General features: G+C 52.1%; 20 protein-coding genes. 4 read left to right on the forward strand and 16 right to left on the reverse strand.

Going from position 1 to position 23,071, the window contains the following annotated elements; genetic code table 11:
- Positions 1 to 573: 573 nt before the first annotated feature.
- A complete protein-coding gene (locus GTPT_RS06195) occupies positions 574 to 1,836 on the forward strand; it encodes an MFS family transporter (protein ID WP_025902349.1) in 1,263 nt (420 codons plus the stop codon).
- 185 nt (positions 1,837 to 2,021) lie between these two features.
- On the opposite strand, the gene pssA is transcribed toward GTPT_RS06195, so the two are convergent.
- The 4 genes from pssA to trxC all read right to left on the reverse strand — a co-directional run bounded on the left by pssA (position 2,022) and on the right by trxC (position 7,377).
- Complete coding sequence (pssA, locus tag GTPT_RS06200) at positions 2,022 to 3,377, reverse strand: CDP-diacylglycerol--serine O-phosphatidyltransferase (RefSeq protein ID WP_029991194.1); 1,356 nt, start codon at positions 3,375 to 3,377, stop codon at positions 2,022 to 2,024.
- A gap of 123 nt (positions 3,378 to 3,500) precedes the next feature.
- A complete protein-coding gene (locus GTPT_RS06205) occupies positions 3,501 to 6,146 on the reverse strand; it encodes a bifunctional acetate--CoA ligase family protein/GNAT family N-acetyltransferase (protein WP_029991195.1) in 2,646 nt (881 codons plus the stop codon).
- 30 nt (positions 6,147 to 6,176) lie between these two features.
- Positions 6,177 to 6,878, reverse strand: a complete 702-nt coding sequence (locus GTPT_RS06210) for a tRNA-uridine aminocarboxypropyltransferase (protein WP_029991196.1) — start codon at positions 6,876 to 6,878, stop codon at positions 6,177 to 6,179.
- 76 nt (positions 6,879 to 6,954) lie between these two features.
- Complete coding sequence (trxC, locus tag GTPT_RS06215; RefSeq protein WP_025902346.1) at positions 6,955 to 7,377, reverse strand: thioredoxin TrxC; 423 nt, start codon at positions 7,375 to 7,377, stop codon at positions 6,955 to 6,957.
- Positions 7,378 to 7,549: 172 nt separating this feature from the next.
- On the opposite strand from trxC, the gene GTPT_RS06220 reads away from it, so the two are divergent.
- Positions 7,550 to 8,557: a tRNA/rRNA methyltransferase gene (locus GTPT_RS06220; RefSeq protein ID WP_025902345.1), complete on the forward strand. Its 1,008-nt coding sequence runs from the start codon at positions 7,550 to 7,552 to the stop codon at positions 8,555 to 8,557.
- Positions 8,558 to 8,614: 57 nt separating this feature from the next.
- Here GTPT_RS06220 and emrB read toward each other — a convergent pair whose 3' ends face one another.
- From emrB to GTPT_RS06255, 7 genes are all read right to left on the reverse strand, one after another.
- Entirely contained in the window at positions 8,615 to 10,156 is a 1,542-nt protein-coding gene (gene emrB / locus GTPT_RS06225; RefSeq protein ID WP_025902344.1) for a multidrug efflux MFS transporter permease subunit EmrB, read from the reverse strand.
- A 17-nt stretch (positions 10,157 to 10,173) separates the two neighbouring features.
- Complete coding sequence (gene emrA / locus GTPT_RS06230; protein ID WP_025902343.1) at positions 10,174 to 11,340, reverse strand: multidrug efflux MFS transporter periplasmic adaptor subunit EmrA; 1,167 nt, start codon at positions 11,338 to 11,340, stop codon at positions 10,174 to 10,176.
- Between the two features lie 152 nt (positions 11,341 to 11,492).
- Complete coding sequence (mprA, locus tag GTPT_RS06235) at positions 11,493 to 12,002, reverse strand: transcriptional repressor MprA (RefSeq protein ID WP_029991197.1); 510 nt, start codon at positions 12,000 to 12,002, stop codon at positions 11,493 to 11,495.
- Positions 12,003 to 12,369: 367 nt separating this feature from the next.
- Complete coding sequence (gene proX / locus GTPT_RS06240; RefSeq protein ID WP_025902342.1) at positions 12,370 to 13,365, reverse strand: glycine betaine/L-proline ABC transporter substrate-binding protein ProX; 996 nt, start codon at positions 13,363 to 13,365, stop codon at positions 12,370 to 12,372.
- A gap of 50 nt (positions 13,366 to 13,415) precedes the next feature.
- A complete protein-coding gene (gene proW / locus GTPT_RS06245; RefSeq protein ID WP_029991198.1) occupies positions 13,416 to 14,615 on the reverse strand; it encodes a glycine betaine/L-proline ABC transporter permease ProW in 1,200 nt (399 codons plus the stop codon).
- Positions 14,615 to 15,808 (reverse strand): glycine betaine/L-proline ABC transporter ATP-binding protein ProV, encoded by a 1,194-nt coding sequence (gene proV, locus GTPT_RS06250; protein WP_025902340.1) that lies wholly within the window; start codon positions 15,806 to 15,808, stop codon positions 14,615 to 14,617. The genes proW and proV overlap by 1 nt, the downstream gene beginning before the upstream one ends.
- Positions 15,809 to 16,901: 1,093 nt before the next feature.
- Entirely contained in the window at positions 16,902 to 17,192 is a 291-nt protein-coding gene (locus tag GTPT_RS06255) for a DUF883 family protein (RefSeq protein WP_025902339.1), read from the reverse strand.
- A 152-nt stretch (positions 17,193 to 17,344) separates the two neighbouring features.
- Here GTPT_RS06255 and GTPT_RS06260 point away from each other — a divergent pair, with 152 nt between their 5' ends.
- Positions 17,345 to 17,680, forward strand: coding sequence for a DUF2002 family protein (locus GTPT_RS06260; RefSeq protein ID WP_025902338.1), 336 nt, complete (start codon positions 17,345 to 17,347; stop codon positions 17,678 to 17,680).
- Positions 17,681 to 17,737: 57 nt separating this feature from the next.
- Here the strand turns inward: GTPT_RS06260 and speG are convergent, their stop codons facing one another.
- Positions 17,738 to 18,286, reverse strand: a complete 549-nt coding sequence (gene speG / locus GTPT_RS06265) for a spermidine N1-acetyltransferase (RefSeq protein WP_025902337.1) — start codon at positions 18,284 to 18,286, stop codon at positions 17,738 to 17,740.
- A 189-nt stretch (positions 18,287 to 18,475) separates the two neighbouring features.
- Here speG and puuE point away from each other — a divergent pair, with 189 nt between their 5' ends.
- Entirely contained in the window at positions 18,476 to 19,429 is a 954-nt protein-coding gene (gene puuE / locus GTPT_RS06270) for an allantoinase PuuE (RefSeq protein WP_025902336.1), read from the forward strand.
- Positions 19,430 to 19,468: 39 nt separating this feature from the next.
- Here puuE and hpxZ read toward each other — a convergent pair whose 3' ends face one another.
- From hpxZ to GTPT_RS06290, 4 genes are read right to left on the reverse strand one after another with little or no spacing between them, the layout of a single operon-like run.
- Positions 19,469 to 19,852 carry an oxalurate catabolism protein HpxZ gene (hpxZ, locus tag GTPT_RS06275; protein WP_029991200.1) on the reverse strand — a complete coding sequence of 128 codons (384 nt, stop codon included), beginning with the start codon at positions 19,850 to 19,852 and terminating at the stop codon, positions 19,469 to 19,471.
- Entirely contained in the window at positions 19,849 to 21,252 is a 1,404-nt protein-coding gene (locus GTPT_RS06280; RefSeq protein ID WP_025902334.1) for an AtzE family amidohydrolase, read from the reverse strand. Before GTPT_RS06280 ends, hpxZ begins: the two co-directional genes overlap by 4 nt.
- The gene (gene hpxX, locus GTPT_RS06285; RefSeq protein ID WP_025902333.1) at positions 21,249 to 21,434 is read right to left on the reverse strand and encodes an oxalurate catabolism protein HpxX; all 186 of its coding nucleotides are present in this window, start codon (positions 21,432 to 21,434) and stop codon (positions 21,249 to 21,251) included. Before hpxX ends, GTPT_RS06280 begins: the two co-directional genes overlap by 4 nt.
- A 10-nt stretch (positions 21,435 to 21,444) precedes the next feature.
- Positions 21,445 to 23,031 carry a gamma-glutamyltransferase family protein gene (locus tag GTPT_RS06290; protein ID WP_025902332.1) on the reverse strand — a complete coding sequence of 529 codons (1,587 nt, stop codon included), beginning with the start codon at positions 23,029 to 23,031 and terminating at the stop codon, positions 21,445 to 21,447.
- Positions 23,032 to 23,071: the final 40 nt, after the last annotated feature.

Raw genomic sequence — 23,071 nt, forward strand, 5'->3', positions numbered from 1 at the left:
CCGGGAGAAGGGGGCGGAGAGGCTCCGTGAGATCACCGCAGCCTTTAATGTGACCACTGAATGATGTGTTGAGCCGTTATTCCTGCAGTAGTAATAATGGTAATACGCAGGAAAATATTGTGTATGAACGCTGCTGGCAGCAAAAAAGCGGATATCTCCCCTTCTGATACCGGAGAATGTCAGGCTGATCAGGAGGTTTTATTTCCACCCGAGGGGGCATTCGCGATAACGATTGTTATGTGGTCTGTCTGGCACCTTATATCAGCCTGTCTTAACTAAATAAAAACAGCATAAAACGTGATTCAGTATTCCCTTTTTTTTGAATTATGCAGTGACAGATACCATTTTTTTCACAAAATCTGGTTATAATGACTGAAAAATGCACGATTTTTCCTATGTTCTGTTATTTTCCTATAAAAATGTTTTTTGATATAACGAAAAATGATAAATGATCTTTACTTTGCCTCTGTGATACTTATGCTGGGATGACCAATAAATGTCTAATAACGATTAAGGCCATTCATGTTAAAGAGTCATCTTTCTGCGGCCGCTTCTGCAGATACACAACCACCAATGACTAACACAGACCGCATTAAAGCGATTGTCGGTGCTTCTTCGGGAAACCTGGTCGAATGGTTCGACTTCTATGTCTATTCATTCTTTTCCTTATATTTTGCCCATATCTTCTTTCCTGAAGGGGATACCACTTCTCAGCTGTTAAAAACAGCGGGTATTTTTGCTGCCGGTTTTCTGATGCGTCCTATCGGTGGCTGGATCTTCGGATATATTGCGGATCGCTATGGTCGCAAAAACTCCATGCTCATTTCCGTCTGTATGATGTGTTTTGGTTCCCTCGTGATTGCCTGTCTGCCTTCCTATGACTCTATCGGGGTGATGGCTCCGGCATTATTACTGCTGGCCAGAATGCTGCAGGGGCTTTCTGTCGGCGGTGAGTACGGTACCAGTGCGACCTATATGAGTGAAGTCGCAGTTGAAGGCCGTAAGGGCTTTTATGCTTCGTTTCAGTACGTCACGCTGATTGGCGGACAACTGCTGGCAGTGCTGACGGTGGTTATCCTGCAGATTATCCTGTCCGATGCGGAATTGCGTGCCTGGGGATGGCGGATCCCGTTTTTCCTCGGGGCGGTGCTGGCGGTGATCGCTGTCTGGTTACGTCGCTCATTGCATGAAACTTCCGACAGCAAAACACGGAGTCATAAAGATGCAGGCAGCCTGAGTGGATTGCTGAAAAATCACTGGCGTCCTTTCCTGATGGTGATTGGTTTCACTGCCGGAGGTTCCCTTAGCTTTTATACCTTCACCACCTATATGCAGAAGTACCTGGTAAATACGGCGGGATTGAATGTAAAAACTGCAAGCCTCATCATGACCGGTGCTCTGTTGGTCTTTATGATCCTACAGCCACTGATCGGTGCGCTGTCGGATAAGATCGGTCGTCGTGCCTCTATGCTGATTTTCGGCGCAGGCGTGACTCTGTTCACCGTGCCCTTACTGACCTTACTGAAAGCGCCGGGCAGCAGCCCCGCATTCACCCTGGTACTTGTCGTGTTGGCACTGCTGATCACCAGCTTCTATACCGCAATCAGCGGCGTCCTGAAGGCTGAGATGTTCCCTGCCGAAATTCGGGCGTTGGGGGTCGGATTACCTTATGCGCTGGCAAATGCGATTTTTGGTGGCTCTGCGGAATATGTTGCATTGCTGCTGAAAGATAGTGGTATTGAAAGCAGCTTTTTCTGGTATGTGTCGGTCATGGGGGCGATCAGTTTCCTGATAGCGCTGGGACTGCACCGGAAAGGGAAGGAAATAAAGCTATAGTCTTAAAGACCAGCCCCGTAAGGGGCTGTTTTTTTATGTTCTGTAAACGACCACTGTGCGAGGCGATGCAGTAGCCGAAAGTTCTCTGTTCTTTCTTAACCTTCAGCTGATCGCCGTAAGTCGTTCTGCGGTTGGTTTGCGGAGTACAGAGTAGAAACAGCCCCGGGTGGCCGGGGCGGGAGATATTACAGAATACGGCTGATAAGGCGATCGATTCTGATCCTGCGCAGGCGGCGGATCAGTTTTTTAATCCTGGCCGGATATTCAGCAATACTTTCCAGCTCATTGTAGTGATTGAGCATCGTGGTGTGTTCACGGATCAATGCCAGTTCCTTCACTTTCTGATCCAGCAGTTGCTGCTGCGGATCGTGAACAAGAATGGCATTTTCGAGATCGAGTCGCCAGGCACGAGGGTTCAGATTATTACCAGTCAGCAGCATCCACTCGTCATCTACCCAAATTCCTTTCAGATGATAACTGTTTTCTCCGTCCTTCCAGAGACGCACGGTGAGTTGCTGATTATCGACATAATATTGTAACCGGCTGACGAAACGTCGCAGGTTAATTTCATACAGATAAGGCAGCGCACCGATAATTTTAAACGGCTCTTCCGGCGGAATATAAAAATCATTCGCGGTTTTATCACCGACGATAATCTCAACCTGCTTACCCTGACGTAATAGCCGGATAATATTTCTGACGAGGATCGCCGGCATATTAAAGTACGGAGTACAGATAGTTAATTTGTATTCTGCACAGGGCATCAGATGAAAAATAGTCTGGTTCAGAATGTTATTCTTACCCAGGCCGACCAGAGGCGTCACGGTCAGTTGCCCTTCGGCAGACTGGTCTTCAAATTCATAATTAAACGTGCGTAATTCCTGGCGGAATTGCTTTGTATCGCTTTTAATTTCCGGGCTGGAAGGGCGCTCAGACTGATCCAGACGGTGGACCGCTTCGGCCTGCTTCAGATTGATATCAATCCATTCAGACATCGTATCGGCTAAGGCTGAATTACGGATGACCTGATAGCGGTCATAGCGATAGCGGTCTTCCTGATGGAGATAAACATTATTCAGACTGGCACCACTGTAAATTACGCAGTCATCAATAATAAAGCCCTTCAGATGCAGTACGCCAAGTGCTTCGCGGGTGTTCACCGGTATACCGTAAACAGGGATCGCTATATCAGGGTGTGCCGAGGCCATTTCACAATACCAGTCGGCATTAGTCACGCCCCGGGCTGCACCGATACGACCGCGCTGTGCGCGGTGCCAGTCAACGCAAATGGTGATATCCAGGTCCGGGTTCGCGCGTTTGGCGGCATACAGGGCATCCATTACACTACGGCCACCTTCATCATTTTCCAGATAAAGTGCAACCAGGCAGATACGGGTCGTTGCCGCCGAAATTTTTTCGAGTAAGGTTTGGTGAAACTCTACCGCAGAGTACAGCATAGTGAAATCAGCAGCAGATTGGGCGAGTCCGGGCAGTTGCGCGAGGTACTGTTGGTGATTATTGAGTTTAAATTTTGACAATATCACAATGCGCTTCTTCTCTGTTCAATGTACGTTTTAACCGAAAAAGTCATGGTCTGAAGGGCAAGTGTAACATTAACCCTGTCATGTCGTGGCAATTTTACTTTTCTGTACGCTTTTCAAACCCTAACGCAAGGGAAGGCGGAGTGTGACTACCTCCTCATCGGCTTGCCTTTCCATACTAAATCCGAGCTTTCCAGCCAGTGTCATCATACCCTGATTACGGGGCAATGTGATGCCGTTCAGGCGATGCAGTCCATGCTGGCGGGTGTAAGTTATCATCTTCTCCAGCAGACGGCGGCCCAGCCCGATATTTTTAAGATCTGAACGTACCAATACGGAAAATTCTGCATCAATATTATCAGCATCTGAAATCGCGCGGGTCACTCCGATAATCTCTTCCTGATCAGCGGCAGACTGAATAGCGACTATAGCCATTTCCCTGTCATAATCAATCTGTGTCATATTGGCCAGGTCTTCATGAGTAAATTCACTGATCTCACTGAAATAGCGATAGTAGAGGTCTTCTTTCGTGACCTTCGAGATAAAGGTTTTCAGTCCCGGCTCATCTTCCGGAAGGATAGGACGGAAGAGTACCTGCTGACCGTTTTTAAGTGTTACCTGCTCTTCAAGGTGTTGCGGATATGGCCGGATGGTAAGGCGTGATTCACTTTCGCCACTGAACGGTGCCAGCAACACCGTGGCATCGAGCAGGGTCAGCTGGTCTCCTGCCGCCAGTAGCGGATGGATATCCAGCCATTCAATTTCAGGACAGTCGATAATCATCGTCGAAATCCGGACCAGGTATTCGCTTACCGCCGTAATATCCAGCGCCTGTAAGGCATTTCTTCCGCGGATGGCGCCCAGGGTAATTGCCCGCTCAACCAGATTTTTCGCCAGTGTCATATTCAGAGGCGGAAGAGCTACCGCCATGGACAGATCACTTTCCCATTCACCATTACCTTCGCCCAGAAGGATCACGGGTCCGAAAAGCGGGTCTGACCGGACGGAGACTCTCAACTCCTCAGCACCGGCACGCCGCGCCATACTCTGGACGATGAGTCCCCGGATATCAGCCTCAGGCCAGGCCGAACGAGCCCGGCTCAGAATAGCCTCTGCCGCCTGCCGGACATCGGTTGCGGTATGCAGATACAACATGACTCCCTGGATCTCAGACTTATGGGGGATATCCGGAGAACGTAATTTCAGTGCGACCGGGTATCCGATATTTTCGGCAACCCTGACCGCCTGCTGGCTATCAGCTGCCACCCAGGTGGGCAGGGTATTAAGTCCGTATTCGCGAAACAGTGCCTGTACTTCGTGAGTATCCAGATGTCTCTTACCACTGCACAGCATTTGCTGTAACAGTTGACGTATATTGAGATGTCGCTGTGGCATGCCCGCCGGGCGGGCCGGCGTTTCACGTAGTTGCTGCTGGTTACGACGGTATTCCACCATATGCATAAACGCGGTGACCGTTCCTTCCGGGGTTCGCCAGGTCGGTATCCCCGCGCGGGTAAAGGCTTCCCGCGCTTCCCGTGATGAGTATTCACCGCACCAGTTGGTCAGCAGAGTGACCCGCCTGCCACGGGGATGTTCCCGAACGCGGCGGATGATCTCTGTGGCCGTCTCACTGGCGGAGGAGACGGCACTGGGCGCATGAATGATCATCAGCGCATCGATATCCTGACTGTCCAGTAACGGGGTTATCACCGACAGGTAACGCTCCGTGGTTGCATCATCCAGCAGATTGAGCGGGTTACCTGTACGAAGAGCTGGCGGCAGAACCGATTGTAGTGCTTGCGTCAGCGCGTGGCTCATCGGTGCCAGCACGCCTTTTCGGGTGTGAAGCTCATCCAGCGCAAGAGCCGCGGGAGCCGCACCGTTACTGATGATAAACAACCGTTCACCACGCAGGGGGCGCATATGACTCAGGGTTTCTACCGCAGAAAAGAGTTCATGTGTATCTTTTACCCGCAGCATCCCGGCACGGCGGATGGCAGCATCCCATGCGGCATCCAGACTTTCTGTAGCCTCCAGCAGTTCTCTGGCCTGATGACTGCGGCCGCTTTTGATCACCAGAATGGGCTTATTGCGCGAAGCACTGCGGGATGCCGACACAAAGCGCCTGGCATCTGCCAGATTTTCCAGTGACAGAAGGATTGCGCTGGTCTTACTGTCTCTGGCGAGGAAGTCGAGGATATCATCGACGGCAATATCAACGCTGTCTCCGAGGCCGATAAACCACGAAAACCCCAGATGTCGCTGTTGTGCCCAGTCCAGCAGAGTATTGGAAACGGCGGCTGATTGTGAAATGAAGGCCAGCCTGCCGCGGCGTATTGGCAACGGAGAAAAACTGGCGTTGATCCCTTGCCAGGGGGCCAGCAGTCCCAGGCTGTTCGGGCCAAGAATACGCATTCCCAACTCACCTGCCAGCCGCTTTAATACGGGCAGTTGCTCCCGGGGGGCAGACAGAATAATACAGGCTTTACAGCCGAGGGTTGCGAGTTGTCGCAGGATATCTATGTTACGTGAAGCATGTGTGCAGAACACCGCCAGGTCCGGGATCCGCGGGAGCATTTCAATCGAGGGATAAGCCAGTACGCCACAGACCGACGCCCGGCCGGGATTTACCGGCAGTACCGGACCTTTAAAGCCCCCGGCAAGCAGGTTACGCATCATCAGGTGACCGGCGCGACCGGGCTTCTCTGAAGCACCGATCACTGCGACCGAGGCGGGTTTCAGTAATGCTTCAAGGCCACGCTGACTCATTATTTATCTCCTGAGATATCCTGCTGCAGTTTATTCCTGTTGTTGCTGCTTTTCTGTGAGGTATGCCTGGTGAGAGGGTTTTCCGGCCAGATAGCGCTCACGAAAACATTCAAAGTGATTCAGTAACCCGGCGGCTGCGGCTTCATCACCGGCCTGTTCCAGTAATGCGATAGCGATTTCCGCAGTGCAGTGTTGTCCGGCACCCGGTGATTCCCGCAGGCTGTAACGGGATGGACGGGTGACATTTAATGACATTACCGGAAAGCGGTCCATCCAGGGGCTTTTACGAAACATTTTTGCGGCTTCGGTCCAGGTACCATCCAGCATAATAAAAAGGGGTGGTTTCCCCTGGCGTGGCGGGGCAGTTATGACTTCCCGGCCAGGGGCCGCATAATGGCCGGGAAAGACAACCAGCGGTTGTAGCAGGTCATTATTTACCGTATCCAGCAATGCCTGCGGGGGAGCGGTACGGGACCATTCGTAGGCCGTGGTTTCAGGCAGAATATCGGCAATCAGGCGCCCGGTATTGCTCGGTTTCATCGGCTCTGTATCGAACATCACCAGACAAAACTGACTTCGTGCCGGCACAGGAGTGATGGTGTGGCATAAACACCGGGGAACGGGGAGCAGGCAACGCTGACACCGGACAACCCGGTTTCCCCGGGCAAGGAAGGGGCGGGTGGACCGCGCAAGGCGATGTGCCCTGAGTGTCAGTACGGCATTATCTGGCATAGGTATCTTGTTATCCGGGAAAACTGCAGTGTAAATCAAAAAGGTGACGACTGCGTAGTTTTCCCGGAGGCGGGTATTATCCGCGTGGCTCATCGAGCCATTGTTCAAAGCCGGATTTCGGTAAGGCACCGCCCAGAGTGTCGATGTGTTTACCCTGACTGAACAGCATCAGCGTCGGAATGCTACGGATCCGGAAACGGGCACTGAGCTCTGCTTCGTTCTCAGTATTGACCTTGATAAAGCGCATCTCTGTCGCCCGTTCTTCGGCGACATCCTCAAATACCGGCGCAAATCCGACACAAGGACCGCACCAGGGGGCCCAGAAATCAATCACGACCGGTAAGTCATCACGGAGCAATTTATCCAGTGTCGCGGCGGTCGCGTTGATGACTTCTCCGGTAAACAAAGGCTCAGCGCAGCGTCCGCATTTTGCGTTATCGTCTTTCTTTTCTTCAGGCAGGCGGTTGATGGCAAGGCATTGGCTACATACGGTATTCATGATGACCTCTGATAAAGGTAAAGCAAATTTATCCCTGATTATCTGCCATACTGCGTTTACGGGCCAGAAGGATCCATCAATAGCTATAATAGATGACAGTATTAATGGGCAAAGTTAATAGATTAGCTGCGTGACATCAGGTAATCTTCGCGCTCCAGAACAGGAGGAAAGAATGAGCGACGATTTAAAAGGCAAAAGCAATAAAGTTAAAGTGATGTATGTTCGCAACGAGGATGATACCCGTCAACGTACAGGGAATCCGCGGACAGGCAAAGGAGGTCGTTCTCCGTCACGTCAGCAGGAGCCAGGTCGCCGTCAGGAAGAGAAATCCCGTTCTCCGTGGCGTACGGTTTCACGGGCGCCGTCTGAAGAGGACGCGACTGCGAAAGCGACTGCCCCGAAAGCGGATTCTCCTGTCAGAAATATTATCGATCCTGAAGTTATTCGTAAGCAGCGTCAGGAAGAAACGCGTGTTTATGGTGAAAATGCCTGTCAGGCGCTGTTCCAGAGCCGTCCTGAAGCCATTGTCCGTGCATGGTTTGTTCAGAGTGTGACCCCGCGTTTTCGTGAAACCCTGCGCTGGCTGGCTGCTAACCGTAAAGCTTATCATGTGGTTGAAGATGCTGAGCTGGTAAAAGCGGCGGGCACTGAACACCATGGTGGCGTCTGTTTCATCATCAAGAAACATATGGGACAGGATGTCAGCGAATGGCTGGCACAGTCTGCTGAAAAAGAGTGCGTGCTGGCATTAGAAAATGTCGGTAACCCGCATAACCTGGGTGCGATTATGCGTAGCTGTGCGCATTTCGGTGCGAAAGGTATTCTGGTTGATGATGCTTCATTACTGGAATCCGGTGCGGCTGTTCGTACGGCGGAAGGCGGGGCTGAGCATGTGCAGGCCATTACTGCGAATAACTTCGGGCAGGGACTGGATGCATTCCGTCAGGCCGGTTACACCATTGTTACCACCTCCAGTCATGCCGGTCAGCCTTTGTCTGCGGCCACGCTGCCGGAGAAAATGGTACTGGTATTAGGTCAGGAAGGCGACGGGCTGACAGAGTCGACGCTGAAGCAGGGAGATGTCAGTCTGTCGATTGATGGTACAGGTAGTGTCGAGAGTCTGAATGTCTCTGTTGCCACAGGGATCCTACTGGCTGAATGGTGGCGTCAGAATCGCTAAGCCGCATAAGAAAAAAGCGCCGAAAGGCGCTTTTTTTTGGCGAAAATATATCTGTGGCTAATGGCCTCCGCCATCACTGGCTTTCCCGCTACTGCCAAACGGGGGTCTGGCAAACCAGATAGTCACCAGTAACAGAATAAAAATCCCTCCTGCTGCCCAGAAAATCTCATTGGCAGAAATGATTAATCCCTGATTCGTAATTTGTTGCGCCAGATAACCGGAGGCCTGCTGGTGGGTCATTCCCATATTTTCGAGTTTCTGGTACATCTGCTGCGCATTCGGATTATACGGATTGATGGACTCAGTCAGCTGACTATGGTGCAGTGACTCGCGGTCACTCCAGAGCGTCGTCGTAATAGAGGTACCTATCGAACCCGCGAGTGTCCTCAGAAAGTTTGACAGGCTGGACGCCGCCGCCATCCGTTCCGGAGGCAGCCCTGACAAGGTAATGGTTGTCAGTGGCATAAAGAAGCAAGCTACCGCAAATCCCTGGATAAACTGAGGCCACGCACTGGCTGCAAAATTCATCGCCGGTTCAAAAGTATAAGCACGCCAGTAAAAACAGACGGCATACATAATGAAGCTAAAGGTCACCAGCATCCGCATATCAAGCTTATGGGCGAATCGCCCGATGATTGGTGATAAAATGACCGGTAAAATGCCTACCGGCGCGGAGGCCAGCCCGGCCCAGGTGGCGGTATATCCGAAGACTTCCTGCAACAGCTGAGGCAGCAAAACGATAGTCCCGAAATACAGCATATAAGCCAGACTGATCGACACACAACCGATGGTGAAATTTCGTGAGCGGAACAGCGATAAATCTACGATAGGGTGGTCATCTGTCAGTTCCCAGATGAGCAATACCAGCAAGGCAACCACCGACAACACCGTCAGGGTAATAATTTCATTGGAACTGAACCAGTCCAGTTCTTTCCCCCTGTCCAGCATGACCTGTAAACAACCGATCCCGATCACCAGACTGACCAGCCCGACGATATCGATGGGCTGACGGGTGATTTTAGTTTCCCGGCCGCGGATCGTTTGCAGACTCAGTAAAATGACCACGATACCTATCGGGACATTGATGAAAAAGATCCATCCCCAGTGATAATTATCACTGATCCATCCCCCCAGAATTGGGCCGCAGATAGGGGCCACAATCACAGTCATCGCCCACAGTGACAAGGCGACGCTCCGTTTTGCTGGCGGGTAGTTGTTCAGCAGCAGGCTCTGGGACAGCGGGATCAGGGGGCCGGCGACCACCCCCTGAATGACACGGAAGAAAATCAGTGTAGACAGACTGCCTGACATACCACATGCCCAGGACGCAATAGCAAAACAGATAGTCGACAACATAAACAGTCTGACTTCGCCAAAGCGTTTTGCCAGCCATCCGGTCAGCGGGATTGAAATAGCGTTTGCGACCCCGAAGGAGGTGATAACCCAGGTCCCCTGGGAGTTTGACGATCCCAGGTTCCCTGCAATGGTAGGGATAGCAACGTTCGCAATGGTAGAGTCCAGTACCTGCATGAACGTTGCCAGTGATAAGGCAATGGTCATCAGGACCAGCGGGAGTCCTTCCAGTGGTTTCTGTGGCATGACTTTATCCCCGGCCATTAACCGGCATTCGCCCTGATAACGTCAGAGATGACCTGGTTGACCTGGCCCAGTTGTAACTCAAGCGCGTTACTTTGATAGGCCGGTGTTTTGCGCACTGTACTGGCCAATACCGCCCCGCTCTGGTCACTGGTATCCACGGTGACCAGCGTAGATAAGCCGATACGCAGCGGATGTTTTGCTAAGTCGGCCGGGTCGATATCCACACGGACAGGTAAACGTTGTACCACTTTAATCCAGTTACCGGTCGCATTCTGGGCCGGAAGCAGAGAGAAGGCGCTACCGGTCCCCATATCCAGACCGACGACTTTACCGTGATAGACCACATTGTCGCCGTAGAGGTCAGAAACAATGGTCGCCGGTTGTCCGATACGGACACCCGCAAGTTGCGTTTCCTTAAAGTTAGCATCCACCCACAGTTGTTTATCCGGCACGACAGCCATCAGTGAACTTGAGGGGGAAATCTGTGCGCCGACCTGAACTGCACGGCGTGAAATATACCCATCAATCGGGCTGCGGATGTCGGTACGTTGCAGTGCCAGCCAGGCATCGCGTACGGCTGTCGCGGCTTGCTGAACGGCCGGCTGATTTTCCAGCGACGTATCCAGCAATATCGCCTGATTAGCATTGTATTGTTGTGTAGCGACATCCAGAGCAGCCTGAGCACTGGTTACCGCATCACGTGCGTGTTGCAGGTCTTCACGGCCGATTAACTGTGCTTTCCCTAAAGGGATCCGCCGTTGTAAATCTTCCTGAGCCTGCGAGAGGGCTATTTTTTTGAGGGTAATGTTGGCCAGGTACTGTTTACTGTTGATCATCGCCTGGCGGGTCTGACGCACGCTGGTGGCGAGTGCAGTGAGCGATTTTTCATACGCCTGTTCGGCGTCAGTTTTGTCCAGAGTGACCAGAACGTCGCCCTGTTTAACGTAATCGGTATCATCAAACCAGACCTTAGTCACACTCCCTGAGACCTGCGGCATGACCTGAACCTGATTGCCTGCGACATAAGCATCATCTGTATCCTGATAATGGCTCAGGACCAGGAACCAGTAGGCGAAATATCCGATGGCGATGACAACACACAGAACGGCCAGAAGCGTTAATAATGTTTTACGCGTTTTCTTTTTCTTACTTTGGGGCTGCAGAGTTTCCTCACCTGCACTCATAGAATTCTCCACCTATGATAAAATTTAAAATTCCAGCCCCGCTTTTCTGAAAAAAGAACAGACGCCGCAGCCGGAAAAGGCACGGAAGCATAACCAAAACTGAATTACATGATTTAGCACTTCATGACATATTACGTCTTTTCAATCACATCTCAGGATTTACTGCCCATTTCATCCAGCCGGCCCAGTAATTTTCTTGATAACGTCTCCAGCTGTTGCTGTTCTTCTGCTGTCAGTACACTCCACAAATGCTTGAGGCTTTCATGCTGTGGCGGAAGCACTTCACACAGAAAATCATAGCCTTTTTGTGTCAGGTGCAGATGCAGGCAGCGCCTGTCGTTATCGCTTTCCTTACGTTCAATCCAGCCTCTCTTTTCCAGCTCATCGGCAATCCGTGTCGCGTTGGTGCGGGAGGACCCCAGTGCAGAACTCAGCTCAGAAGGCTGAATACTTTGATTTTCACGCGCGTCCAGTGTCATCAGCGCGGTAAACAGGGTGTCATTAATTCCGCGATCTTTTAGCATCTTATTACGATTATCGAGCAGTTTGCCCTGAATATGCATACATAGTCGTGTCAGCAGGACTTCATGAACCGGATAATTGGTATGACGTTCTGCCAGAACATCCAGCATTTTTTCAATCGGAGAAAATGAACTTTCCATGGAGTGACCTCACTGATAATAATTATTTTGGTTTCCATTCCCGTCAGTGACTGCTCCCTATCTCTGGCTCAGAAGAGAATCAGGTAATTTTGCAAGACTAATAATTACTTGTGGGAAAGTCACCCGACTAAAAGAATATGCCGCTAACGATAGCAAACCCATCCGACACTTAATAGTACGGAACGATATTTTTGTTGTTTTATACGTTTGTTGGTGGCGGAATCGCACCATATGTTTACTGCATTGATATCAGGGCAGGGGCGGGGAACGTCAGTAAGGGTATCAATCCGGCGGAGAGGTTTTTGGTGAACAAAATGAAGATAAAAAAAGGGACAGCACCAGGCTGTCCCTTTTCTGACACGTTAAATCAGGATTTCGCGGCGGCTAAAGCATCGCTTACCCATTGATTAAAGACGGCCTGATGAGCGTGGATCCATCCGTCTACCTGACGGTTGATATCTGCATCACTGCTTTCACCTGCGTACATACGGGCATTCTGAGCATTGATGTCAGCCAGCGGCAGGCGCATCTCAGAGAAAAGCTTCGCAGCAGCCGGGTTTTTCAGTGCCCATGCTTTGTTTGCCACAATATGCATGGTGTTTACCGGGAACCCATAGTTGGCGCCATTCGGTAATTGAGTGTTCACATTTTTCTGTGCACCCGGTAATGACGAGAACGGTACCTGTAACCAGACAACATCGCGTCCCGGTTTCAGGATATCGCTCACCCAATAAGGGGTCCAGGTGTAGTAAAAGATCGGTTTCCCTTGTTTGTAGCGGGAAATCGTATCGGCCATCATCGCGGAATAGTTACCCATGTTCGCCTGGACGGTATTCTGCAGCGAGTAAGCTTTGACCTGATGATTAATCACGGTTTCACAGCCCCAGCCCGGCGTACAACCCGTCAGGTCGGCTTTTCCGTCACCGTTGGTATCGAATAATTTCGCAATCTTAGGGTCTTTGAACTGAGCAATATTGGTAATGTGGTATTTATCGGCGGTTTTCTTATCGATCAGGTAACCCTGAGCCGCACCGGTCACATAAGTCCCTTCACGGTAAAAGACTTTATCGCCGCCTGCCGCCTGATACATATCATCATGCAGGGGCTGCCAGTTAACGGCAGTGAAGGTGGCATCCCCGGAGGCTATCGAGGTATATCCCACGTTATAGTCCACTTCATCCGGAGCATCGACGGTATAGCCCAGCTTTTCCAGCGCGCGGCTGACCAGTAATGTCTGGAACGTTTCGCCGCTGATGGTACTTTGAACCGGTTTTACGGTAATCCCTTTACCCGGCAGATCGGCCGCGTAGGTCTGACCCGCCATCAGCAAAGTCAGGGTTGTCGCTGTGAGTAATTTGCGCATAGTCTTTCCTCAGTTATCGGGATACCCGCAGGGGGCGGGTATCCGCTTGATTATTTGGTCGCTGAAGGTTTAACAAAGGGACGTAACAGTAATCCGACAGGACCCGTGAGATACCAATGACGCTGCAGACGATTACGTTTGCTGCTACCGACAGATTGCGTCAGGCGGTCGAGAATAATCGCCAGGATAACGATGCCGACACCGCCGACAGTGGCCAGACCCATATCCAGTCGACCAATACCCCGCAGAACCATCTGCCCCAGTCCGCCGACAGCGATCATGGACGCAATCACGACCATCGACAGGGATAACATCAGCGTCTGGTTCACGCCGGCCATGATGGTAGGCATGGCCAGAGGCAACTGAACTTTAAACAGCATCTGACGCGGGCTGGCACCGAAGGATTCGCTCGCTTCAATCAGGTCAGCCGGGACTTGTTTAATCCCCAGGATGGTCAGTCTGACAATCGGAGGAAGCGCGAAGATAATGGTAACCACGACCCCGGGCACATTACCGATACCAAACAACATCACGATCGGTACCAGGTAGACGAATGCCGGCGTTGTTTGCATAGCATCCAGGATCGGTCTGATGATTTTTGCTGCCCGGTCACTGCGTGCCAGCCAGATACCCAGAGGTAAACCGATGACAATACAGAACAGCAGGGAGGTCAGTACCAGAGAGAGCGTAACCATCGCATCCCCCCAGGCACCGATAGCCCCGATGACCACCAGTGATACCAGGGTAGCGATGCCCATCCCGCCGGTTGTCATCTGCCAGGCTATCAGGGTGAAGATCAGGATAGCGACAGGTGACGGCATTGACGTCAGTAAATGCTGGAACGCACTCAATATGTAATCAATCGGTACACGTATCCCCTGGAATAACGGACGGAAATTATTCACCACCCAGTCAATGCCGTGTGTCACCCAGCTATCCAAAGGAATTAACGTTTTATGGAACGGGTCCATAATATTAAAGTGTTCATGGGCGGGAGCTGCAGGGGCATTCAGCCAGCTGTCATTTGACGCTGCCGCGTGGCTGCTGCTGTCCCCGCCGCTGCTCCATGCATCACCCGCACTGCTGCTATTGGGAGTCCCGCTGGCAGGTGCTGAGCTTGCCGGTGCAGAAGAGGTTGTCGACCAGGGATCGCTTGCGCTGCTGTCAGCCGCCGGGGCCGCGGTATGTGCCGGTGCTGCACTGCCGGTCGCTGCAGAATCACCCCATGGATTAGTGTCTGGTTTACTCATTACTGATTACCCTCGCGATCCAGAGCCTTTAACAGACTGCTCTTTGAAATTATGCCGATATACTGGTTATCTTCGTCAGTGACAGGGACAGCACAAGGTGCTGCTGCAATGTGCGAAAATATTTCATTCAATGGTGTCGTTGCCGGAATCGGCTCAGGGTTTTCCAGGAATGCGCTTTCCAGAGGGGCACCGTCTTCCAGAGCTTTTTGTAACGAATCACCGGAAACAATCCCGGCAAACTTCTGTTTGTCCAGCACGTAACCGTATTCCCTGTCTTTGTCCCGCAGCAACTGCAATGCTGAGCGCGGGCCAAAGCCTGGGGTTTTTCGCAGCAGTCCGTCTGCACCACGGCGGGCGATGTCTTTCGCACTAAAGACCTGACTGATATCCACCCCCCGGAAGAAGGTTTTGACATAGTCATTGGCCGGGTTATTCAGGATTTCATCCGGCGTACCGACCTGAACAACTTCGCCGTTTTGCATAATGGCAATTCTGTCCCCGATACGCATCGCTTCGTCTAAATCATGGGAGATAAAGACAATGGTACGTTGCTGACGGGTCTGGAGTTTGACTAACTCATCCTGCATTTCAGTACGAATTAACGGGTCAAGTGCAGAGAAAGCCTCATCCATCAACAGGATATCTGGGTTGATAGCCAGTGCGCGGGCAAGACCAACACGCTGGCGCATTCCCCCGGAGAGTTCATCGGGGAATGAATGTGCATATTTATCAAGCCCTACCTGACGCAATGCATCCATAGCTTTGGTTTCACGCTCTTTTGGCGGAACGCCAGCCAGTTCCATCCCAAAGGCCGTATTATTAACGACGTTCATATGGGGCATCAGTGCAAAAGACTGGAAGACCATGCTGATTTTACTGCGGCGAATATCTCTCAGTTGAGATTCCGGTATTTTCGCGATATCCAGGCCATCAATGAGAACCTGACCGCGGGTGGGTTCGATCAGACGATTGAGAAGGCGAACCATGGTTGATTTTCCGGAACCGGATAATCCCATGATCACAAAAATCTCGCCTTCTTCAATGGCCAGACTGGCGTTATTAACACCCACAGAAAGCCCGGTTTTTTCCAGGATCTGCTCTTTGTTGAGCCCCTGGTCCAGATATTTAAAGGCTTTGCCCGGGTGATCGCCAAAAATTTTATATAAATTTTTTACTTCAAGTTTAATTGCCATTCGGTCGTATTATCCTGGTTATATTTATTTTTTCATGGGTTTATATTGTCCGGAGGGTGATGTACTTATATAACCGCACCATACTCAGAATATCTGACAACCCTTGACTTTGTTAATTCCCGCGGGGGGCGGGTGCCCTATTTCCCGCTAGCGCAGTGCTGGCAAGGGATACGCGGCATCCGGGAAACGGATATATTATTTACCGTCGAGGCCCTATTCTTTGGTAATAATAAACAGAGTGACTTGATCCAACTGGCTGAAATTCATCAGTAAAAAAAGTCGTTATTTTAACCGGAAGCCACTTTCACCTTCTGTACACTATTTATGACCCAGGCTACAGATAATTGAGTGAATGCCGTGATATTTATGGGGAATAATACCTTTGTGAAATAACGATTTATTTTTGCAGTGTTATCTCTGTAGTTAGTGGTTTATTGTCCTGACTTACACCTCATTCATTGGTGTTTAATTCTTGATATTGTTTTGTTTTTGGATTTTTGTGTTGGTTCGGTTTTCGGAAATACCCTTCTGTTTTTCGGACGGAAAGCATTAATTACCGATAGCTTTGAGGGGAGGTGACATTAGCGAAAAATGGCTTGAAATAATATCAATCAGCCACATTCCCGATGATGATTATTCAGCCCTCACCCGATGAAATATCAGTAACAGTATCGCCTCATATGTTATGGCGACAGTGGGCGGATATTGCCGGAATGTTATCTTTATTATTTTCTGTCTTTGAGGCGGGTAAGAGTAAATATAGGATGTCTGCAGCGTGTCAGAGGGGTACCGATATTTTTTACAGTCACCGGAAAATACCTGGCCGATCCGGGAGGGCATAGCAGACAGAATTCCGTTCAAAAAACAGGAGTATCCGGCCCCGTGCAGTCAGGGGAAATAGCCGGTTAACTGTAGAGAATACAGGGATAATATCAGAGGTCAGGGGGCATCAGCAGAGCAGAAATAACGGCAGCAGAGAGCGGGTGGAATTTCGAAACAATTTGGCAGGAAAACGACGTAAATATTTGGGTGAAAAGTTCCCGGTTAACGGGATAACTTACATTAACCGGGAGCTGATATCTCGGAATTAATATTAACGTTTCGCTAACAAAATCCCAAAGACAACACCGACAGCGGCACTGATACCGGCGGCAGGAAGCGGATTTTCACGGATCCAGTTACCTGCGCAACAGGTTTCACCGTCATCCCCCTTCAGGGTCGCACGGGCTTTTTTCAGTAACTGCTGTGCATTTTTTTGTGCTTCTTCCAGGCCGTCCTGAGCATCATCCGAATAAGACTTCAGTAATGCTTCAAGACTGTCCGCAAGTTCGCCCACTTCCAGTTCACTTTCTTCAGCTTCAGATTTTTTGTATTTCGTTGGCATGTGTTCTCTCCGTGTTATCTCAACCTGGTAATAAGCATAGCCCAATATTTAGGCTATGCTGTGAGTTAAGGAAAATTCCGAATGCTCTGAGCCACAATACAGGGTGGCTGCGTTACAGTGGGCGGGCATGATAAGAATTAAGGGGATTTGCTATGTACTTACGTCCGGATGAAGTGGCCCGTGTTCTGGAAAAAGCGGGTTTTGAAATGGACCTGGTCACACCCAAAGCTTACGGGTACCGCAGGGGTGAAAGCTATGTCTATGTCAACCGGGAAGCCCGGCTGGGGAGAACGGCGTTAGTCATTCATCCGACATTGAAGGAAAAAAGCCAGCATTTTGCTGAACCTGCATCCGAAATTAAAACCAGTGACCATTATAAAGAGTTCCCGGTCTATCTCGCGGCAGATGAGCAGGAGCATTACGGTATTCCTCATGGGTTCAGTTCCAGAATGGCTTTGGAACGCTATATCAGCGGAGTCTTTGGTTAAATCGTGACTCCGGTAGTGACAAACAGCACAGGGAGTGGCTGTTTGTCACTCTGCAACCTACTGAGCTGTCGGCTTAACCATCGGTGCCCGGTGAGGCTTGAACTTCTCCAGAAACTGATGCTGAAAAATACACATACGGATAGTGTTACGGTATTCCCCGTTAATGAAAAATTCGTGCTTCAACACTCCCTCGGTTTCAAATCCCAGCTTGCTATAAATATGAATCGCTTTCTCGTTTTCCTCATCAACGATGAGATAGAGCTTATAGAGATTAAGCACCGAGAAGCCGTATTCCATTGCCAGCCTGGCGGCCTGACTGGCCAGCCCTTTTCCCTGATGTGCCGGGTCGATAATTATCTGAAATTCAGCACGCCGGTGGACATGATTGATTTCGACCAGTTCCACCAGTCCTGCGTTCACACCCGCATGCTCTACCACAAACCGCCGCTCTGTCTGATCATGGATATGCTTATTATAAAGGTCGGTAAGCTCCACGAAGGCTTCATACGGTTCTTCAAACCAGTAGCGCATTACACTGGCATTGTTGTCCAGCTGGTGGACAAAGTGCAGGTCTTCCCGCTCCAGCGGGCGTAGTTTTATCGTCATTTGCGGTTCCTGAAATACTGAGTTGCTTTGCGTCAGAAAATTGTGCCACGCCTGCTGTCTTCCCTGAAAACCAGGAGGGGCGACCTGAAGCGACTATAGTTCAGGATATCGCGCTCTGGCACAAGGATTGCATTGAAATAACTGATTAATTTGCAGAGGAGGCCAGCTCCTCTGATTCAGGAGATCAGCATGATGAAAAACAACGATTGCCGGCAATATGGTCTGGCAGAACCTTATCCGCGCGACCTGAGAGGCTACGCCGGTACTCCGCCACAGGCAGCCTGGCCGGGCGGGGCCAGGATAGCGGTTCAGTTTGTCCTGAATTACGAAGAGGGTGCCGAGAACCATATCTGGCACGGCGATGCGGGATCAGAACAGTTCCTGTCCGATATTATTGGCGCGGCCAGTTATCCCTCTCAGCATATGTCGATGGATTCACTGTATGAATATGGCTCCCGGGCCGGGTTCTGGCGTATCCATGGGGAGTTTGTTAAGCGGGGCCTGCCACTGACGGTTTTCGGGGTGGCGATGGCGCTGGCCCGTCACCCTGAAATCGTCTCAGCCATAAAAGCGGCCGATTTTGACGTGGTCAGTCATGGCTGGCGGTGGATCCACTATCAGGATATGTCGCCGGACCAGGAACGTCAGCATATGCAGCAGGCCATAGAGGTATTGACTGAGTTATTCGGTCAGCGGCCGACAGGCTGGTATACCGGACGTGACAGCCCGAACACCCGACGACTGCTGGTGGAACAAGGCGGCTTTCATTATGACAGCGATAATTACGGGGATGATTTACCTTTCTGGACCCCGGTCACGTGCAGCAGCGGAGAAACGCGGCAGCATCTGGTGATCCCTTATACCCTGGAATGCAATGACATGCGATTCTGCACGCCGCAGGGGTTTAATACCGCAGAGCACTTCTTCACCTATTTGCGGGACAGTTTCGATGTGCTGTATGAGGAAGGCGCGACCGCGCCTAAAATGATGTCGGTGGGTATGCACTGCCGTATTCTTGGCCGGCCCGGGCGCTTCCGCGCCCTGCAGAAGTTTCTTGATTACATCGGAGACTACCCGGAGGTCTGGGTCTGTACCCGTCAGCAGATCGCTGAGCACTGGACGACTCATCACCCTGCACCTTAACCGGCGTGTCCCTGTCCCGGCCGGGACAGGGACACGGGATTATGACATCAGGCTGACCTGAGCCGCCACTATCCGCCAGCCTTCGGGGAATCGTACCCAGCTTTGTTGTTGCCGGCCGATTTTATCGGTCGTGCTGCGGGTGAACTCCGTACTGCAGACCGCAAAATCATTGCCATAGGTCGTGATCACCGTGTTCTGCAGGACCCGTTGCAGGTTGGCTGAAGGCCTGCCGGCACGGAATGCCTGGATCTGTTCGATGCCGTATAAATTCTCGCCGGCACCCAGGCGGACGGTATGGGGGCTGTGCCAGAATAATTCGTCCAGCACCTCAATATCATTGGTCGTCAGGGCGGTTTCGTAGCGACAGAACTGGGCTGTGACTTCTTCCAGCACATCGGGCTGGTTAATGACCGGAGTATTCATGCATGAGCATCCATTAATGAAAAGGGCGGCAGGGTAATATTCATCTGTTCCAGGGCCCGCGCTGCACGTAGCGCGACCGCTTCTTTAAACGGTGCGGCAATAATCTGTACCCCGACAGAGAGGCCGTTTGCCGCGGCCAGTGGCACGGTACAGACCGGTAAGCCGAGGAAGGAGATGGGCTGTGTCAGCATCCCCATACTGGCCCGGACCGGCAGATCCTGCTGGTTTATTCGCATCGTTTCCTGGTTAATCACGGTGGCACTGCAGGGAGTCGCCGGTGCCAGTAAAATATCCACATTATCGAATAAGGGCAGGATCTGGTCACGGAAGTGACGACGGAAGCGCTGGGCCTGAACGTACCAGCTGGCGGGAAGCATGGCACCGGCCAGCAGACGTTCACGTGAGTGAGGTTCAAACAGCTCCGGCGACTGTCGCAGTGCCGGCAGGTACTGGTTGCCCCCTTCACAGGCACTCAGGATAAAGGCGGCCTGCCTTGCCAGTTCGGCCCCGGGAAGTTCAGTCTCTTCTGTGGCATTCAGCGCCCGGGCCACGGTGGCGACGGCCCCCCGGGCCTCATCATCACACCACTGAGAGAAATATCCCCCCAGAACACCGACCCGTAACCCGGAAACGGACTGAGTCAGTGCCGGTGTTGCGGCCTCCGGGGGGCGTGAGGACTGAAAAGCATCCTGCGGATCATGGCCCTGCAACTGGTCATAAACCAGCGCCAGATCACCGACGGTCCGGGCAAACGGACCGATGTGATCGAGGCTGCCGACAAAAGGATGAGTACCGTGGCGGGATAACCGGCCAAAAGTCGGTTTTAGCCCGAAGACACCACACAAGGCCGCGGGCACCCGTATCGAACCATTGGTGTCGGAGCCGAGCGCGAAGGGGACGAGTCCGGCAGCAACGGCGGCGGCTGAGCCACCGGAGGAACCGCCGGCAATACGCTGTAAATCTCTCGGGTTATGACAGGGGCCATAGTGCGTGTTTTCGGTAGTAAAGCCGTACGCATAAGCATCCATATTCAGCATGCCGGAAAGCAGGGCACCTGACTGATGTAACAGAGCGACGGCCCGGGCATCGGCGGTCGCCGGCGGACGGTTGCAAAACAGTTTAGCCCCGGCCACGGTGGTGTACCCTTTGACATCGAACAGATTCTTTACCGCATAAGGGATCCCCGCCAGCGGGCTGCCCGTCTGACCGGCCTGAAACTGTTTATCCACGGCGGCGGCTTCCTGTAACATGCGCTCCCCGGTGACCTCGGTCCAGGCATTCAGCCGGGGATTGTAAGTGGCGATGGACTGTAATGTCTGCCGGGCAATATCGGTTGCACTTATCTCACCACGCAGCCGGGCCTGGCGGAGTTCACTGATACTTAATGCGTTAATTGTCATAACGTATAAACCCCGGCAACATCCAGACGATCATCCAGCGGGTAATCCATCAAGGGCTGTGCCATACCGGCAATACGTGTCAGCTGTACCAGCAGTTCGGCTCTGCGATCGTCGGTCAGCGTCAGGTCCAGAATTTGCTCCATCAGGGTCAGGTAGGCTGACCAGGTGTCGGATTGTGTCATAGTTTTCTCCTCAGAAGCCGGCAGCACTGCCGTTACTGCGTGGGTCAGATGCACCTTCAAGCATGCCATTCACATGGCGGACAATGGCACCGGCATGGCCGGTGGCTTCACTGAAATCGCTGAGTAATTCGACGTCATGGCCCATTTTTTTCAGTGCTTCCACGGTGTCGGTACTGAAACGGCTTTCCAGTTTCAGAGACTCAGACGAATCTCCCCAGGTCCGGCCAAGCAGCCAGCGCGGTGCAGTAATGGATTGTTGTAAAGGCTGGTTCTGCAGGACATAACGGGTAAACAGGGTCGCCTGAGTTTGTGGCTGACCATCGCCGCCCATCGATCCGTAGACCATGACGCGGCCGTCCTTAAGGCGGACAGCGGCGGGGTTCAGGGTATGAAAGGGTTGTTTACCGGGCGCCAGGGTCAGCAGGTGATCCTTTTGCAGCGTAAAGGCGGCACCACGGTTCTGCCACAGGATCCCGGTGTCAGGGATCACCACACCGCTGCCAAATTCGTGGTAAATGCTCTGGATAAAGGAAACGGCCATTCCGTCTTTATCGATAACTCCCATCCACACCGTATCCCCGGGATCGCGCTGCCCCGTATCTGAAGCGGCGTGCTGCAGGTCAATCGCCGAGGCTAAGCTGTCGAGTCTGTCGGCTGACAGCAGGTCTTGTGCTTCTGCCTGCATTTCCCGCGGGTCAGTCAGCCAGTTATCCCGTAGCGTAAATGCCTGCCGGGTGGCTTCAACGATACGATGAATGGTATCGACTTCACTGGCTTCCGGCAGGCCGAGCCTGTCAGTGATACCGTTAATCGCCAGGGATACCAGCCCCTGCGTCGGCGGGGCCAGATTATACAGGGTGCCTGTGCTGTGGTTTAAGCGGAGCGGTGCTTTCTGTTTTGCATGGTGGGCTTGCAGATCACTTAAGGTGACCGGCATCCCCAGAGACTCCATTCCGCGGGCGATCCTGCGGGCCAGCGAGCCCCGGTAAAAGCTATCCAGCCCTTCCGAGGCCAGCGTTCTCAGGGTGTCTGCCAGCGCAGGCTGAGTAAAGCGGCTGCCGGCGTCGGGTGCTTGTCCCCCGGGAAGATAAATATCTGCAAATCCGGGCTGCCCCTGCAATTCCTGCTGCTTCGCGGCACTGGCTGCCGACTGAGATCCCGAGACCGGCATACCTGAAGCGGCGTAATGAATGGCGTCGTCCAGTAATTCAGCCACACTCGCCGGGGCATAGCCCAGCGTTTCCGAAAGTGTCAGGGCTTTCTGCCAGCCACTGACGGTGCCGGCGACCGTCAGGGCCGCTTTCGGCCCGCGGTAAGGAATGCGGTCCATTCCCTGATAGAAATCGTGATTTGCCAGGCTGCCTGCAGCACCGCTTGCATCAATGGTGATCGGTTCACCTTCCGGGGGCACAATCAGCCAGAAACTGTCGCCACCCAGACCATTCATATGCGGATAAACCACCGCGATGGTGGCCGCGGCTGCGACCATCGCCTCAATGGCGTTGCCCCCTTTTCGAAGCACGGCCAGAGCACTTTCACTGGCCAGATGGTGCGGGGTCACCGCCATACCGTTTGGCGCAATATTGCTTTGTATCATCTCTTCCTCAGAACGGGTCTTACAGTCATACCGACTACCT

Source organism: Tatumella ptyseos ATCC 33301 (assembly GCF_000735525.1).
GTDB classification, from domain to species: domain Bacteria; phylum Pseudomonadota; class Gammaproteobacteria; order Enterobacterales; family Enterobacteriaceae; genus Tatumella; species Tatumella ptyseos.